Origin of the sequence: Thermomonas sp. (assembly GCF_020850895.1) — a bacterium.
GTDB lineage: Bacteria > Pseudomonadota > Gammaproteobacteria > Xanthomonadales > Xanthomonadaceae > Thermomonas.
Window position 1 is genome coordinate 1 of record NZ_JADZDS010000061.1, and the last position, 16,334, is coordinate 16,334.

12 protein-coding genes and 2 tRNA genes are annotated in these 16,334 nt (G+C 64.6%); 5 read left to right on the forward strand and 9 right to left on the reverse strand.

Translation table 11 applies throughout. The features are described from left to right. Positions 1-2: 2 nt before the first annotated feature. The 5 genes from IT472_RS05855 to alaS all read right to left on the reverse strand — a co-directional run bounded on the left by IT472_RS05855 (position 3) and on the right by alaS (position 4,240). The gene (locus IT472_RS05855; RefSeq protein WP_297179759.1) at positions 3-755 is read right to left on the reverse strand and encodes a hypothetical protein; all 753 of its coding nucleotides are present in this window, start codon (positions 753-755) and stop codon (positions 3-5) included. A 218-nt stretch (positions 756-973) separates the two neighbouring features. Next, positions 974-1,050 (reverse strand) — tRNA-Arg (locus IT472_RS05860). A 78-nt stretch (positions 1,051-1,128) separates the two neighbouring features. Next, positions 1,129-1,221 (reverse strand) — tRNA-Ser (locus tag IT472_RS05865). Positions 1,222-1,279: 58 nt separating this feature from the next. After that, the gene (gene csrA, locus IT472_RS05870) at positions 1,280-1,495 is read right to left on the reverse strand and encodes a carbon storage regulator CsrA (protein ID WP_297179762.1); all 216 of its coding nucleotides are present in this window, start codon (positions 1,493-1,495) and stop codon (positions 1,280-1,282) included. A 102-nt stretch (positions 1,496-1,597) separates the two neighbouring features. Further along, positions 1,598-4,240 (reverse strand): alanine--tRNA ligase, encoded by a 2,643-nt coding sequence (gene alaS, locus IT472_RS05875; protein ID WP_297179765.1) that lies wholly within the window; start codon positions 4,238-4,240, stop codon positions 1,598-1,600. 391 nt (positions 4,241-4,631) lie between these two features. Between alaS and IT472_RS05880 the strand changes: the two genes are divergently transcribed. Together IT472_RS05880 and IT472_RS05885 are read left to right on the forward strand one after the other, a co-directional pair. Continuing rightward, a complete protein-coding gene (locus IT472_RS05880; protein WP_297179829.1) occupies positions 4,632-7,331 on the forward strand; it encodes a DUF2339 domain-containing protein in 2,700 nt (899 codons plus the stop codon). Continuing rightward, positions 7,328-8,716 (forward strand): DUF3999 family protein, encoded by a 1,389-nt coding sequence (locus IT472_RS05885; RefSeq protein ID WP_297179769.1) that lies wholly within the window; start codon positions 7,328-7,330, stop codon positions 8,714-8,716. Before IT472_RS05880 ends, IT472_RS05885 begins: the two co-directional genes overlap by 4 nt. A gap of 375 nt (positions 8,717-9,091) precedes the next feature. On the opposite strand, the gene IT472_RS05890 is transcribed toward IT472_RS05885, so the two are convergent. From IT472_RS05890 to IT472_RS05905, 4 genes are all read right to left on the reverse strand, one after another. Beyond that, on the reverse strand, positions 9,092-9,559 hold the full coding sequence (locus IT472_RS05890) for a regulatory protein RecX (RefSeq protein ID WP_297179831.1): 468 nt from the start codon (positions 9,557-9,559) through the stop codon (positions 9,092-9,094). Between the two features lie 38 nt (positions 9,560-9,597). Further along, complete coding sequence (gene recA / locus IT472_RS05895; protein ID WP_297179772.1) at positions 9,598-10,626, reverse strand: recombinase RecA; 1,029 nt, start codon at positions 10,624-10,626, stop codon at positions 9,598-9,600. A 184-nt stretch (positions 10,627-10,810) separates the two neighbouring features. Continuing rightward, positions 10,811-11,446, reverse strand: coding sequence for a transcriptional repressor LexA (gene lexA / locus IT472_RS05900; RefSeq protein ID WP_297179775.1), 636 nt, complete (start codon positions 11,444-11,446; stop codon positions 10,811-10,813). A 57-nt stretch (positions 11,447-11,503) separates the two neighbouring features. Next, the gene (locus tag IT472_RS05905; RefSeq protein ID WP_297179778.1) at positions 11,504-12,001 is read right to left on the reverse strand and encodes a CinA family protein; all 498 of its coding nucleotides are present in this window, start codon (positions 11,999-12,001) and stop codon (positions 11,504-11,506) included. Positions 12,002-12,118: 117 nt separating this feature from the next. Here IT472_RS05905 and mutS point away from each other — a divergent pair, with 117 nt between their 5' ends. The 3 genes from mutS to IT472_RS05920 all read left to right on the forward strand — a co-directional run bounded on the left by mutS (position 12,119) and on the right by IT472_RS05920 (position 16,085). Then, positions 12,119-14,680, forward strand: a complete 2,562-nt coding sequence (mutS, locus tag IT472_RS05910; RefSeq protein WP_297179782.1) for a DNA mismatch repair protein MutS — start codon at positions 12,119-12,121, stop codon at positions 14,678-14,680. Further along, entirely contained in the window at positions 14,677-15,381 is a 705-nt protein-coding gene (locus tag IT472_RS05915) for an MOSC domain-containing protein (RefSeq protein ID WP_297179785.1), read from the forward strand. The genes mutS and IT472_RS05915 overlap by 4 nt, the downstream gene beginning before the upstream one ends. A gap of 98 nt (positions 15,382-15,479) precedes the next feature. Beyond that, positions 15,480-16,085, forward strand: coding sequence for a DUF937 domain-containing protein (locus IT472_RS05920; RefSeq protein WP_297179789.1), 606 nt, complete (start codon positions 15,480-15,482; stop codon positions 16,083-16,085). Positions 16,086-16,334 lie beyond the last annotated feature (249 nt).

Below are 16,334 nucleotides of genomic sequence, written 5' to 3' on the forward strand. Positions count from 1 at the left end.
ATTCACTCCGACGCCTTGCGGTCTTCGTCGTCAAAGACCACCTTGTCGGCCACCCCAGTGCGACGGGCAAAAATCTTGTTGGACGCGGCGTCCCAAGCTCGGTCGTTGCCCGCCTTGCTTTTGCTGAACAGCAGGCTGGATGCAGCATCCACGCCCATGCGTTGGGCATCGTGGAAGGCGGCAAGATCAGCGCTGAGGAACACGAAGTCCCAGCCCAACCCTTTCTTGGCATCGATGAGGGCCGTCACGCGGCTGCGATCGAACTCGCGACTGGCATTCTCCTGCCCGTCGGTGACGACCACGAAGATCACCTTGGTCGGCCGCCCCGATTCCGGAAGGGCTGCCAGTTGCGCCTCCAAGTCAAGGATGCCCCGGCCCATGGCGTCATAGAGGGGCGTCGAAGCCCGCGGAACGTAGCGCTCCAGCGTCAACGGAGGCGCCGAGCTGATGGGGACCATCGAGTGCAGTACCTCATAGGGATCCTGGGAATCGAATTGCACCAGCGTGAAGGTGGCCGGATCCGGGGCAGCCTGTTGCTGCGCGAGGAATGCATTGAACCCACCCACCACGTCCCCACGGATGTCCTGCATGGATCCTGTCCGATCCAGAATCACGGTGATATGGCTGCGCTCGGACATGGCATGCTCTCCTCGGTGAATGTGTTTCGGAGAGTAATCCCGGCCGATCTCACGCACTGAGACGGCAACGTGGGGGATGGGATGGTAGCGGAAGCATAAATACTGGAGGGCAAGCATCGGCGCGCGTGGAATCACCGAAACCCAGCTGAAGTCGGGGCCGTGAGAGGGTGTACAGAATTCTGTGTAAACGGGATTGACCCTTTTTTCTCAGTTTGGGCACGGCTTCGCGAATGCTTGGGCACGGCGTGGGCACAGGATGGGCACAGACGCGCCAACTCGACCGAAAAGCAAAAGGGCCAATGAGCGTCAACCCATTGACCCTTGTGCTTTTTTGGTGGCGCGCCCGGAGAGATTCGAACTCCCGACCCCCAAGTTCGTAGCCTGGTGCTCTATCCAGCTGAGCTACGGGCGCAGAAACGCAATTGTGATGCATTGCAGCGTGATGCGTCAACGCGAACGTTGGGCAGTGGCGCTGTCGCAAACGCGAAACTGGCGGAGACTGAGGGATTCGAACCCTCGATGGAGCTTTTGACCCCATACTCCCTTAGCAGGGGAGCCCCTTCGGCCTCTCGGGCAAGTCTCCGGGTCGCGCAGCGCAAGCCGGGAAGGATACAGGCAAGGCCTGATTCGGGCAAACCTTTTCAGTCGCTGGATGGGTCCGGCACGCCTGTTTCGGTCGACGCTTCGGGCCTGCCGCCACCCTGGATCCGCTGGTAGATCTCCTCGCGGTGGACGGCCACGTCCTTCGGCGCGGTGATGCCGATGCGCACTTGGTTGCCCTTCACGCCGAGCACGGTGACGGTGATCGCATCACCGATCATCAGGGTCTCGCCTACGCGCCTGGTCAGGATCAACATCGCAACTCCCTTGCCGCGGTGGTACGCACGATCGTGTGCCCGCGGTCACGTCCGGTTCATGAATGATACCGTCGGCACTCCCTGTGCAACAAGTCGACCCGGTCAAGCTTTCGACAGAATCTCCTGCACGGAAACAGCCACGCCTTCGAGCGCGGGCTGCAAGGCCGGCCCATCCTCGCCGCCGCCCTGGGCCATGTCCGGACGGCCGCCGCCCTTGCCGTTTACCTTGCGGGCAACCTCGGCGAGCACGTCACCGGCCTTGACCTTCCCCAGCGCCGCACCGGACACGCCTGCCACCAATGCGACCTTGCCGTCCTTCACCCCGGCCAGCACGATCACCGCATCGCCCAATTGCTGCTTGAGCCGGTCCATGGCATCGCGCAGGGCCTTGGCATCGAAGCCTTCCAGTCGCACGGCCAACACCCTGATGCCAGCGACATCCCGCGCCTGCGCGGCGAGATCGCCCGCAGCACTCGATGCGGCCTTGGCCTTGATCGCCTCCAGCTCGCGCTCCAGCTTCTTTTGCTTGTCCAGCAGCGCATGCAGCTTGTGTGCCAACTCGGCCGGATTGCCGCCGAGCATGTGTGCGGCCTCGTGCAGGCGCTGTTCCTCTTCGCTGACGAAATCCAGCGCGCCCTGCCCGGTCACCGCTTCGATACGACGCACGCCGGCCGACACACCGCCTTCACTGACCAGCTTGAACAGGCCGATGTCACCGGTGCGCCCAGCGTGGGTGCCGCCACACAATTCGGTGGAGGTCGGGCCGAAACGCAGCACGCGCACGTGTTCGCCGTATTTCTCGCCAAACAGCGCCATCGCGCCGAAATCCAGAGCCTCCTGCATCGCCATATGGCGTACTTCGCCTTCATGATTGGCGCGCACTTCGGCATTGACGCGGCGTTCGACCTCGGCCAACTCGACCGCGGTCATCGGCTGGAAGTGGGAGAAGTCAAAACGCAGACGATCCGGCGCGACCAGCGAGCCTTTCTGCTGGACATGGGTACCGAGCACGTTGCGCAAGGCCGCGTGCAGCAGATGGGTGGCGCTGTGGTTGAGCACGATGGCCTTGCGGCGCACCGCGTCCACCGCGCCGTGCAGCACGTCGCCCTTCTTCAGTGCGCCGGCCGTCAACGCGCCGCGATGACCGTGAAACTGGCCGGCCAGTTTCAGCGTATCGCTGACGGCAAAGGCCACGCCCGCCGCCGACAAGGCACCGGTATCGCCCACCTGGCCACCGGATTCTCCATAGAACGGCGTGCGATCCAGCAGGACGATGGCGTCATCCCCGGCGGCAATCGCATCCACCGGCTTGCCGTCCTTCAATAGCGCCAGCACGGTCAGACCGTCGGCCGATAGCGCCTCGTATCCGAGGAATTGGGTGGGTGACAGCGAGGCCACCAGCTCGGCCGGCAATTGCACACCGCCACCGAACTTGCCGGCTGCACGCGCGGTTTCCTTCTGCTGCGCCATCGCTGTATCAAAGCCGGCCACATCGACCGTCATTCCGCGTTCGCGCGCCATGTCCTGGGTGAGGTCAAGCGGGAAGCCATAGGTGTCGTACAGACGGAAGGCATCACCGCCGGGGATGATGGTGTCGGTGACGCGGCCTGCCACGTCCTCGAACATCTTCATGCCCGAATCCAGCGTTTCGGCGAAACGCTCTTCTTCCGCCAACAGCGCACGCTCGGCGGTGGCCCGGCCGTCGCGCAGCACCGGATAGGCCTCGCCCATCAGTGCATCCAACGTGGCCACCAGTTTGTGGAAGAACGGCTGGCGCACGCCCAGCATCCAGCCGTGACGCAGGGCGCGGCGGATGATCCGGCGCAGCACATAGCCGCGGCCTTCGTTGGACGGCAGCACGCCATCGACGATCAGGAAGGCACAGGCGCGGATATGGTCGGCAATCACCCGCAGCGATTTGTTTTCCAGATCGGTCGTGGCGGTGAGTTCGGATGCGTGCTTGATCAGCGCCTGGAACAGGTCGATTTCGTAATTGGAATGGACGTGTTGCAGGATCGCGGTGATGCGCTCCAAGCCCATGCCGGTGTCCACGCAGGGTGCGGGCAGCGGCGTCAGCGTGCCGTCGGCGGCACGGTCGAACTGCATGAACACGTTGTTCCAGATTTCGATGTAGCGGTCACCATCTTCGTCGGGTGAACCGGGCGGGCCACCGAAATGGCTGGGGCCGTGGTCGTAGAAAATTTCCGAGCAGGGGCCACAGGGGCCGGTGTCGGCCATCTGCCAGAAATTGTCCGAGGCAAACGGCGCACCCTTGTTGTCGCCGATGCGGATGATCCGCTCCGGCGGCAGGCCGATGTCGTTCAACCAGATGCCATAGGCTTCGTCATCGGTGTGATACACCGTGGCCAGCAAGCGGTCTTTGGGCAGCTTCCAAACGTCGGTCAAGAGTTCCCATGCCCAGACAATCGCCTCTTTCTTGAAGTAATCGCCAAACGACCAGTTGCCGAGCATCTCGAAGAAGGTGTGATGCCGCGCGGTGTAGCCCACCGAATCTAGGTCGTTGTGTTTGCCGCCGGCACGCAGGCAGCGCTGCACATCGGCCGCGCGCACGTAGCTGCGCTTTTCCGCGCCGAGGAACACATCCTTGAATTGCACCATGCCGGAATTGGTGAACAACAAGGTGGGGTCATTACCCGGCACCAGCGGCGCCGACGGCACGATGGTGTGGCCCTTGGCGGCGAAGTAGTCGAGGAAGTCGCGGCGGATATCGGCGGTGGTTTTCATGCGGCAATTCGGGAGTTAGCGGGCAGCACGGCGCCCGCGAGCCGGTGACGATGCGGCTGCGGATTCGAGCAGGCAACCCAGAACCGCCAGTTTACAGGGCCGGGCGCCCAGCCGGCCATGCATGCCGCTGGCGCGACATGGCCATGGACAGCGCGGACGCCGTCGGCGTTGTCAACCGAACAGGCCGGCCGCGCATCGACCGCATGGGCGATTGGCCCGCGTGCGCGGCATCCGGGCATGTGTCGGACGCAGCCTGTGCTGCGAAGTCGACGATGGGCTTGTTCAGCAGCTCGCACATTCGTCCCCCTTTGCCGACACGCCGAGGGTGTGTTTTCATCCCAGCACTTTCCACGCTGATGACGGCAACGGGGAACGGGACGTGGACGACGTAATCGTGGCAGTGTTGATATTGCTTGGCATCTTGGTCATTTCTGGCCCGATCCTCGCGAGCGTGGCGCTGGCAAAGGTCTCTTCGCTCCGCCAACGCGTCGACCACATGACACGCGAACTCGCTGCCCTGCGCGGGGCTGACACGCCATCACAGCCGGCGGCGCCAGCCGAACCGGCAGCCTTCGATTCGCACGTCGCGGCCCCCGCACCGTCACCCGGTTCGCGGCCGGCACCCGACCTGCCGCCGCAGGAACCGCCACGCGGCTTCGGCGAGCCGATGCCGCGCAAGGAACCCCTGCCTCCGCCGATTCCACACTCCGTCGACGTGCAGCCCGAGCAGGTCACGCCGCCCGCGCCCGCGCAGATGCCTTCCGAGCCCGGCGTGATCGACACCGTGGTGACGCGGATCAAGGCGTGGTTCGGCAGCGGCAATGTGCCGGTCAAAGTGGGCATGCTGGTGCTGCTGGTCGGCGTGGCCGCCCTGCTGCGCTATGCCAGCAACCAAGGCTGGTTGAACGCGCCGATCGAGCTGAAGCTGGCAGGCATCTGCGGGATTGCCATGGCGGCATTGGTCTTCGCGTGGCGCAAGCGCGACAGTCACCGCACCTTCGCATTGGCGGTTCAAGGCGGCGCGATTGGCGTGCTGCTGATGGTCGCCTTCGCAGCCTTCAAGACCTATCACCTGATCGACGCCATGCCCGCGTTTGCGGCCAGCGTGGTGTTGATCGCCGGAATGGCGGTGCTGGCCGTACTGCAGGATTCGCGGACGTTGGCCATCCTCGGCACGCTCGCCGGCTTCATGGCGCCGATCTGGCTGTCCGATGGCAGCGGCAACCATGTCGCCCTGTTCTCGTACTACGCCGTGCTCAATATCGGCATCTTCGTGATCGCATGGCTGAAGCCGTGGCGCATTCTCAACCTGCTGGGCTTCGTGTTTACCTGGGGCATCGGTAGTGTTTGGGGCGCGCTGTCCTACACGCCAGACAAGTTCGCCAGCACCGAACCCTTCCTGCTGCTGTTCTTCACGTTCTATCTGCTGATTCCGCTGCTGTATGCACGCAAGGCAACCACACCGGGGGGCGCGCGCATCGACGGCTCGCTGCTGTTCGGCACACCGCTGATCGCGTTCTCCCTGCAAGCCGGCCTGCTGCACGACGACCGCATGAGTCTGGCACTGTGCGCGCTCGGGCTTGCAGCGATCTATGCCGTGCTGGCGAAACTGCTGGTGGGACGTGAACGCCTGGGCCTGCTTGCACGCGGTTATGCGGTGCTTGCGGTCGGCTTCGCCACGCTCGCGGTGCCCTTGGCACTCTCTGCGCGCGCCACCGCGTCGGTGTTTGCCCTCGAAGGTGCGGGCTTGGTCTGGCTGGGCCTGCAGCAGCAGCGCAGGCTGGCGCGCTGGACCGGGCTGGGGCTGCAACTTGCCGCGGCGTTTGCGTGGTGGCTCGCCGCCAGCGATGGGATCCCCCGCGATGCACTGGCCATCGCCAATGCCACCTGCATGGGCGCGCTGCTGATCGCGCTGGCCGCATTCGCCACTGCGTGGCTGTATCGCAAGGCCGAACAGTCGACCACGGCCGCCCTCGCCTATCTCTGGGGCCTGCTCTGGTGGCTGGGCAACGGGATCGAGGAAATCGGGCGCTTCGTCGCGACCGAACATCACCTCCATCTCGTCCTGCTGGTGTTCGGCATCAGTGGATGGCTGGCAGCCGAAGTACACCGGCGCGCCCCGGCGCGTGCGCTGGCATGGACCACCCTGGGCGGCTTGCTGTTGGGCTTCCCGATGGCCCTGATCCAGCAAGCAGAATTGACCCAGCCACTGGCCGGCTACGGCAGTTGGGCATGGCCGCTGTTTGCGCTACTGGGATGGCGCAGCCTGGTCTGTCTGCGTGAAAGCCAGTCTGCACTTTCGGGCATCGCGCAAACCGTATGGTGGCTGTTGTGGCCAACGGTGTTGTCGCTGCTGGCTTGGTACCTGGCCGACCACTTCGCCCTCGCCCAAGGCTGGACGGGCATGCTGCTGGCCTTGCCATGGCTGATCCTCGCAACGGTTTCGCTGCAACGTTGGCACTGGCTCACGCCGCCGCTTGGCGCTGCGTTCGATCGCTATCGCCTGCCGTTGCAGATGCTGTTGTTCACGGCGCTGACCCTGTGGTGGTTGGTTGCCCTGTTTGACAGTGGTGACGGCGCACCGCTGCCTTGGCTGCCCTTGCTCAACCCGCTGGATCTTGCACAAGCTGCGGTGCTGGTCTTGCTGGCCCAATGGATGCGTGACGACTCTGCTCCGTCCAGCAAATCGTTCCGATTGGGTTTGGCGCTGGCGGCGCTGTTGCTGGTGACCACGATGACCTTGCGCGGCGTCCATCATTGGGGCGGCCTGGCGTGGAATGACGCACTGCTGCCCAGCGGGCTGGCACAGACCAGCCTCGCCGTGGTCTGGAGCCTGCTCGGCGTGATCGGATGGGTGCTCGGCTCCCGACGCGGGCAGTGGGGACTGTGGCTGTCCGGCGCCATCCTGATGGGCATCGTCCTGCTCAAGCTGCTGTTGATCGATCGCAGCAACCTCGGCGACTTGCTCGGCATCGGCGCCTTCATCGCCTACGGCCTGCTGTGCACCTTGGTCGGTTGGTTTGCACCTGCACCGCCCCGGAACACAAGCGCACCACCGCCCGTCACCGAGCCTGAAGGAGCCACGCCATGAATTGCAACCGGATCGGACGCTGGCTGTCACTGGCCCTGATGACGTTGCCTTTGGCCTTGGTCGCGCAGACATTGCCACCCTACGCCCGTCAGTGGCAGATCACGCTGTCGCGCGATGACGCCGGCGCCTATCGGGTGCCCCTGCAAGCCGATGTCTATGGCGCAGCGTACTGGCCTGACCTGCGCGATGTGCGGGTGATCGATGCCGATGGCAAGCCGGTTGCCAGCACGGTGCACGCCGCACCAGCACCGACGGCAGCACCGCTACGCCGCGTTCCATTGCGCTGGTTTGCGCTGCCGCCGAGAGCCGCTGCCGACGGCGGCACGCTCGCATTGATGGTGGAACGCAGCACTGACGGTACCGTGGTGGCGATCCATGACACCTCGACCGTGCAACTGCGCCCCAATGTGGCGCTGGTCTGGCTGATTGATCGTGGACCAGCGCCAGCGCGGCTGCTATCGCTCAAAGTGGAATGGGCTGAGACCGACACGCCCGTCGATGTGGACTACCGCCTGGAAGGCAGCGACGACCTGCGCGACTGGCAGACCCTCGATCCGGACGTCCATCTGCTGCAACTGCGCAACCAGGGCCAGGCCTTGCGCAGGGACAGCGCACAGGTGGACACCCGGCTGCGCTACCTGCGCATGGTGCCGCTGCAGGAACAGGGCAGTCTGGCGGTGACCGGGTTTTCCGGCGAGGTGACCACACCCGCCATGCCCGAACGCTGGAAATGGCTGGAGATTGCCGGTACTGCAGGTGCAAACAAGGACTACCACTATGCGTTGAAGGGGCGCTACCCGATCCAGCGCTTTGAAGTGGTCATGCCCGCCAACAGCACGGCAAGCTGGAACCTCGCAAGCCGCGATTCAACTGCAATCGAGACCACGCCAACAAGGTGGCAACCGCGTGCCGCTGGGGTGACCGCGTGGAACCTGAATGAAAACGGCAACGAACAGCGCTCGCCACCGGGCCAACTGGACGGCCGCGTTGGTGACCAGGCATGGCGACTGCAGCAGGTCTCCGGTGCGGCCTTGGCAGCAGCACCACCGCTTCGGCTGGGTTATCAGACCGGCAGCGTGCTGTTCCTCGCCCAAGGGCGCGCGCCCTATCGGTTGGTCGCCGGCAGCGCCCTTGCATCGGCAAATCACGCGGATCTGGAGCCGATGCTTGCCGAGTTGCGCACACGCCGCGGTGCCCAGTGGCAGCCGTCATCGGCTGCACTCGGGCTGGGAAGCGCACTTGCAGGCGACGCAGCCTACACGCCGGCGCCGATTGCACGCGACTGGAAATCATTGGTGCTTTGGGGCGTACTGGCGCTGGGTACGTTGCTGGTGGGCGGATTGGCTCTCAGCCTGTTGCGTGGCCAGGCGAAACCGACAGATTGAGCTTGGTGTTACATGTCGAGAGTGGAGTCAGCGCTGGCCATTCTGCAGATTCGCCCATTGCCTATATGCAACGCGGATTAGGGCAACGCTGATTTATTTGGCGTTGTCTACCGACCATGGACGGTCGGCTGCGGATCGATCACATATGTGATTGATCCGCGTGAGCTGCGTCCGGACTTGCACCGGACGCAGCGTGTCTGACACGTCCAGGATAGCCTTGCCCAGCATTGACTTAAGGACAGGGAACATCGAATAACCTCGGATATCTAGCTCGAGGCTCCAGTGAGCATCTTCAAGTCATTGAATACAAAGGCAATGGATTCCCGCTTTCGCGGGAATGACGAGCAAAAACCAGTTATTCGAGGTTCCCGACAGTCACTCACCACGGCGCATCGCGAGCGCGGCGCGCAGCTGGTCCATCGAAAACCCCCGCCGCAACAGGAACTCTGCGGTCTTGCGTCGCGCGGCGGGATCCGTACAAGAAGGCCGCGTGGACCGTCGTCGCAGCAGGCCACAGGCCACTTCCACCCAGTCACCGTCGAAGGCGTCCAACACCGCGGTGATGAGGTCGGCAGGAACGCCATGCATGCCCAACTCGGCACGGATATACGCGGGTCCATAGCCACTGCCCGCACGGCAACGCAACAGCGACTCGGCAAAACGCGCATCGCTCTGCCAGCCGTCGGCATCCAGCTGCGCCACTGTCGCCTGCGCATCAACTGCTGCAATACCGCGTTGCTCCAGTTTGCGCTGCAATTCCTTGCGTGAGTGTTCGCGGCGCGTCAGCAGGGCCACGGCGCGCTGTGCGGGCGTAGGTTCCGGGCGACGGCGGCGAGGCCCCATTGACGAGGGCGGCGCGCCACCACCGTCGCCCGGCTCCGTCATTCGCCAGCTGCCTCCTCGTCACGCGAGGCTTCGTCGGGCACGAACTGCTCACGCAGTGCCACTTCCAGCTTGTTCGCGATCTCCGGATTTTCCTTCAGGAACTGGCGCGCATTCTCCTTGCCCTGACCGATGCGTTCACCGTCGTAGCTGTACCAGGCACCCGCCTTGTCCACCAGCTTGGCATTCACGCCCATCTCGATCAGCTCGCCTTCGCGCGAGATGCCCTCGCCGTAGAGGATTTCCGTGATGACCTGCTTGAACGGCGGTGCCAGCTTGTTCTTGACCACCTTGATCCGGGTTTGGTTGCCGATGATGTCCTCGCCCTTCTTGATGCTGCCGATGCGGCGGATGTCGAGCCGCACCGAGGCGTAGAACTTGAGCGCATTGCCGCCGGTGGTCACCTCCGGGCTCTGGCCCGGCATCATCACGCCGATCTTCATGCGCAACTGATTGATGAAGATCACCAGCGTATTGCTGCGCTTGATGTTGCCGGTGAGCTTGCGCAGGGCCTGGCTCATCAGGCGCGCCTGCAGGCCAGGCAGCTGGTCGCCCATCTCGCCTTCGATCTCGGCCTTGGGCGTGAGCGCAGCCACCGAGTCGATCACCACCATGTCCACGGCGTTGGAGCGCACCAGCATGTCGGCGATTTCCAGCGCCTGTTCGCCGGTGTCGGGCTGCGACAGATACAGGTCATCGAGGTTGATGCCCAGCTTCTGCGCATACACCGGATCGAGCGCATGCTCGGCATCGATGAAGGCGCAGGTGCCGCCGGCCTTCTGGCATTGGGCGATGGCCTGCAGGGTCAGGGTGGTCTTGCCGGAGGATTCCGGGCCGTAGATCTCCACCACGCGGCCCTTGGGCAGGCCGCCGATGCCGAGCGCGATATCCAGCATCAGCGAGCCGGTACCGATGGTTTCCACCGCCTCCACGGTGCGATCGCCCATCCGCATCACCGAGCCCTTGCCGAACTGGCGCTCGATCTGGGTCAGGGCCGCGGCCAGCGCGCGCTTCTTGTTTTCGTCCATCGGGGTGCTCCTTGGAATGCGTGGATGGGAGTTGTTCGGGTTGAAGGCAGCTTAGGCAGGGCCAGTCGCATGGGCTGCGACGCTGGCGAACCGTATGCAGATTTTTTCGTGGGCGCCTCGATGATGGAATCGGAAATCGCCGCGACCCGCGTCGGAATTCGGCTCGACCCGTCGTGCGAGAAGATCAACCATGGGGCCGCACCAGACCGCAGTAGAGGCCTTCGATCGCGAAGTCCTGGCCGGGCAGGACCTCGATCGGCGCATGGTCGGGATTGCGCGGCAGCAGCCGGATCTTGCCCTGCGCAGGCTTGAACAATTTGACCGTGATCTCATCGTCGATGCGGGCAATCACCACCTGCCCGCTGCGCGCCTCGTTGGTGCGGTGCACGCCGATCAGGTCCCCATCGAAGATGCCTTCGTCACGCATGGAGTCGCCCTTGACCCGCAGCAGGTAATCCGGCGTCAGCGCGAACAGGGTGCGGTCCATCAGCACCATTTGATCACTGCCGATATCGGCCCCGATCGGCACGCCGGCGGCAACCTGCCCCAGCACCGGCAACTGCATCGCGTTGTCGTCGGCGGGCAAGTCGAGTTGGCGCGGGCGATCCGGCCACTGCAGCAGGCGCAGGCCGCGCGCGCGTCCGGGGCTGCGTTCGATCACGCCGGCGACTTCCAGCGCCTCCAAGTGGTACTGCGCGGCGCGCACGCCGCTGAACCCGAAAGCACGGGCAATCTCGGTCTGTGAGGGCGCGAAGCCGTCGGCTTCAATCCGTTCGGCGAGGAAGGTGTGGATGGCGCGTTGGGTATCGGTCAGGCTCATGATTAGTAGTAATACTACTAATTTATTGCAGGGTCAACACCCATCACCAACCCACACTCAGCCCAGCACCCGCTCCAACCCCTGCAGGGCCGCCGCCACGGTCTGTCGACGCACCGCGTCGCGGTCGCCATCGAAATGGAACACCTCGGCATGGGCATAGCCACCGCGCCGCTTCCAGCCGATCCACACCGTCCCCACCGGCTTGTCCTCGCTGCCACCCCCTGGCCCAGCGATGCCGGTCACGGCCACCGCCACCGTCGCGCCCGAATGCACCAGCGCCCCGGACACCATCTCCACCACGGTCTCGCGGCTGACCGCGCCGAACTGCTCCAGGGTCTGCGGGCGTACGCCCAGCAAGGCCTGCTTGGCCTCGTAGCTGTAGGCGGCCATGCCGCAGTCGAACCAGCCCGACGAACCCGGCACATCGGTCATGCACTTGGCGATCCAGCCACCGGTGCAGCTTTCCGCCGTCACCAGCATCTGTCGCGCCGCGAGCAGGCGCTGCCCGATCGACGCAGACAGGGCATCAAGTTCGGTATCGGTCGGAACGTTCATCGGCAACCCGATCATTGGCGTGAGCGCGTTGTAGCGCATCTGCGGCGGGGAGACAAAGCCGACGCTGCGGCAGACGCTTCGGGCAAACTATCCCATTCCCTCTGCCGCGCTCTTTGGATGACTGCCGAACACACCCCCCTGATGAAGCAATTCTTCGCTGCCAAGGCGGAGCATCCGGACGTGCTGCTGTTCTTCCGCATGGGCGATTTCTACGAGCTGTTCTACGACGATGCGCGCAAGGCGGCTCGGCTATTGGATATCACCCTGACCCAGCGCGGCAATTCTGCGGGTGCGCCGATCCCGATGGCGGGCGTGCCGCACCATGCGTATGAAAGCTATCTGGCGCGCTTGGTGGCACTGGGCGAGTCGGTCGCGATTTGCGAGCAGATCGGTGATCCGGCCACCAGCAAGGGGCTGGTGGAACGCAAGGTGGTGCGCATCGTCACTCCCGGCACGGTGACGGATGAGGCGCTGCTGGACGAGCGGCGTGACACCCTGCTGCTGGCAATCGCACGCGGCAAGCATGGCTATGGTTTGGCTTGGGCGGATCTGGCCAGTGGTCGGCTACGTGCGAATGAAGTGGCCGGCATCGATGCGCTGGAAGCCGAGCTAGCGCGGCTGCAGCCGGTGGAAACCTTGATTGCCGATGAAGACGGCTGGGCGGAGACGGTGCTGGAACTGCGCGGCTTGCGCCGGCGTGCGCCGTGGCTGTTCGATGCCGACTCTGGCCGTCGCCAGTTGCTGCAGTTTTTCCAAGTGCACGACCTCACCGCCTTCGGCATCGACGACAAACCGCTGGCCACCGCCGCATCCGCCGCGCTATTGGGCTATATCGAAGAAACCCAGAAGCAGCGGCTGCCGCATCTGCGTGCGATCGCGCTGGAAACCAGCGACGAGGCGGTGGCGATGAATGCCGCCACCCGCCGCCATCTGGAGCTGGATTCGCGTGTCGATGGCGATGTGAAAGCCACCCTGCTGGGCGTGCTGGATTCCACCATAACCCCGATGGGCGGCCGCCTGCTGCGGCGCTGGCTGCATCGCCCACTGCGCGATCGCGGCGTGATTGGGCAGCGTCACCATGCGGTGCAAACACTCATTGAGCAGCGCGCTGACAATGCACTGCGCGAGGCGTTCCGCAGCCTCGGCGATATGGAGCGCATCCTCTCGCGGGTGGCATTGCGCAGCGCCCGCCCGCGTGACCTATCCACCTTGCGTGATGGGCTGGCGATGTTGCCCGCCCTGCGCTGCATCCTCGCGCCACTGGATTCGCCGCGTCTTGCTGCCCTGCATGCGGAGCTAGGCGAGCACGATGCCACCGCCACGCAGCTGCGCAGTGCCATCGTCGAACAACCACCGCTGCTGGCACGCGATGGCGGCGTGATTGCTGAAGGTTTTGATGCCGAACTCGACGAGCTGCGCCAGCTGTCCACCCATGCCGATCAATTCCTGATTGATCTGGAAGCCCGCGAGCGCGCCGCCACCGGGATTGCCAATCTGAAAGTCGGCTACAACCGCGTGCACGGCTATTTCATCGAAATCAGCAAAGGCCAGGCCGACAAAGCGCCGGTGCATTACACCCGCCGGCAAACCCTGACCGGTGCGGAGCGCTATATCACCGAAGAGCTGAAAGGTTTCGAAGACAAGGTCCTGTCCGCACGCGAGCGCTCGCTGGCGCGGGAAAAGCTGTTGTACGAAGGCGTGCTGGACGCATTGAATACCGTGCTGGAACCGCTGCGCCGCTGTGCGCTGGCGCTGGCCGAACTCGACGTGCTGGCCGGTTTTGCCGAACGCGCACAAACGCTGGACTGGAGCTGCCCGCAGCTGCGCGAGGAACCGGGCATCGCCATCGAACGTGGCCGTCATCCAGTGGTGGAAGCGCTGCGCGACGCGCCATTTGAACCGAACGATCTGCACTTCGATGCAGACACGCGGATGTATGTGATCACCGGCCCGAACATGGGCGGCAAGTCCACCTTCATGCGCCAGAACGCGTTGATCGTGCTGCTGGCGTTGATTGGCAGCTTCGTTCCCGCCGCGCGCGCGCAGATCGGCCCGATCGACCGCATCCTCACCCGCATCGGCGCCGGCGATGATCTTGCCCGCGGCCAGTCCACCTTCATGGTGGAAATGAGCGAAACCGCCTACATCCTGCACCACGCCAGCGAACACTCGCTGGTGCTGATGGATGAAATCGGCCGTGGCACCTCCACCTATGACGGCCTGGCACTCGCCGATGCGGTGGCGCGCCAGCTCGCCGCCAGCAACCGCAGCTATACGCTGTTTGCCACGCACTATTTCGAGCTGACCCAGCTGGCCGAACCCGGCAGCGGCATTGCCAATCTGCATCTGGATGCGGTGGAGCATGGCGATGCCTTGGTGTTCATGCACGCGGTGCGGCCCGGCCCCGCCAACCGCAGCTTCGGCCTGCAGGTGGCGGCGCTGGCCGGGTTGCCGAAGCCCGCGCTGCAACAAGCACGCGCACGGCTGGCCGAGCTGGAGGCGCATAGCCGCGATACCCCGGTTGCGCCACTGAGTGCACCGGCACTGGATGCGCCGCAGCAGTTTGGTTTGTTTGCCCCTAGCTCCGCCGCACTCGACGCGCTGGCCGGGATCGATCCCGACGAGCTCACGCCGAAACAGGCACTGGAAGCACTGTATCGCTTGAAGGCACTGACGTGAGCCTTGCGTGCTCGGTGCGGGTGGATGCGCTACTGACCGGCAAGGTGGTGCCGTATACCCGCAGCGGCTCGCACAGCGGCATCGACAAACACCCGCATACAGGGCTGATTCGGATCACCGAACTGGGGCTGGCCGGCGACGAGCAAGGCGACCTGCGCGTGCACGGCGGCATCGACAAAGCCGTGCACCACTACCCGTTCGAACACTATGCACAGTGGCGCGAGGACATTGGTGCGCGGCCATTGCTGGATACGCCCGGTGCGTTCGGCGAGAACATCAGCACGCAGGGCCTCACCGAAGCCACGGTCTGCCTGGGTGACCGCTTCGAGCTTGGCGATGTGCTGCTGGAAGTCAGCCAGGGCCGCCAGCCCTGCTGGAAGCTCAATGACCGTTTCAACGTGCCGGACATGGCGCGGCGCGTGCAGGACAGTGGCCGCAGCGGCTGGTACTACCGCGTACTGCACGCCGGCCACGCGCACGCCGGTGATGCCCTTACCCTGATTGAACGCCCGCATCCCGACTGGCCATTGGTGCGGCTTGCCGCCCTGCTCTACCAGCGCGTGCTGGATCCGGCGCAGCTGGAACCCGCGCTGGCGCTGCCGCTGGTGCCATCGTGGCGGAAGATCATCGAACGCCGGCTGCAGCACAATGCTGTCGAGAATTGGGGCAAACGGATCGACGGTCCTGCGCAAGATGCATGAATCCCGAGCCGTTGACGCAGGCTTGATGACGCAAACGTAACGCATTCCAAATCGTTGCCATCGTAGGATGCGGGTTCATCCATCGAGGCCGAACGCCCATGACCGCGCTTACCCAGGCTCTCCTTGCTCAGTTGCAGGGCGCACCGCTGCAACAGATCGCCAGCCGACTCGGGCTGGACCCGCAACAGGCCTCGTCCGCGATCAATACCGCCCTGCCGCTGCTGCTCGGCAGGTTGGGCAGCAATGCCGCCCAACCGCAGGGCGCACAGGCGCTGTTGGGTGCATTGCAAAACAACCACAGCGGCCTCGATATCGGCAGCGTGCTCAGTGGCGTGCTCGGCGGAGGCAGTGGCGCGGCCAGCAATGGTGCCGGCATCCTTGGCCACATCTTCGGTGGCCAGCAGGGCGCGGCGCAGGCGGGCGTGGCACAGGCCAGTGGCCTGCAATCGGGACAGGCCGGCCAGTTGTTGCAAGTGCTGGCACCGATCGTGATGGCCCATCTGGGCAACCATGCCGCCACCAGCGGTGGCGCGGATGCGCTCGGCAATCTGCTGGGACAGGAGCACGCCGACATCCGCCAACAAGGTGGTGCGGCCGGCGGGTTGCTCGGCTCGATGCTCGATCAGGACGGTGACGGCCAACTCGGGCTAGGCGATTTGCTGAAAGCCGGCGAAGGTCTGCTGGGTGGTGGTGACGAGCGCTGAATTCGCCATCCCCTGGCCCGTCTCCACGCCGTTTACGTATCCACGCGTGACCTCACCGGGAACGCGCCAGCACGACCGCTCAACCCATGTTTGCGCCCGTTCGTCACTGGCGGATCGGAAATGCCGGCAACGGCGACCGTTTCTGGCCGCGCACTGCGTCTATGATGGCAACCGGACGCGTGTTGGGGGATTCGAGCGCTGGGGTGCCACGTCCCAGCGTACCGGATGGAATCACCATCCCGCTCCGGT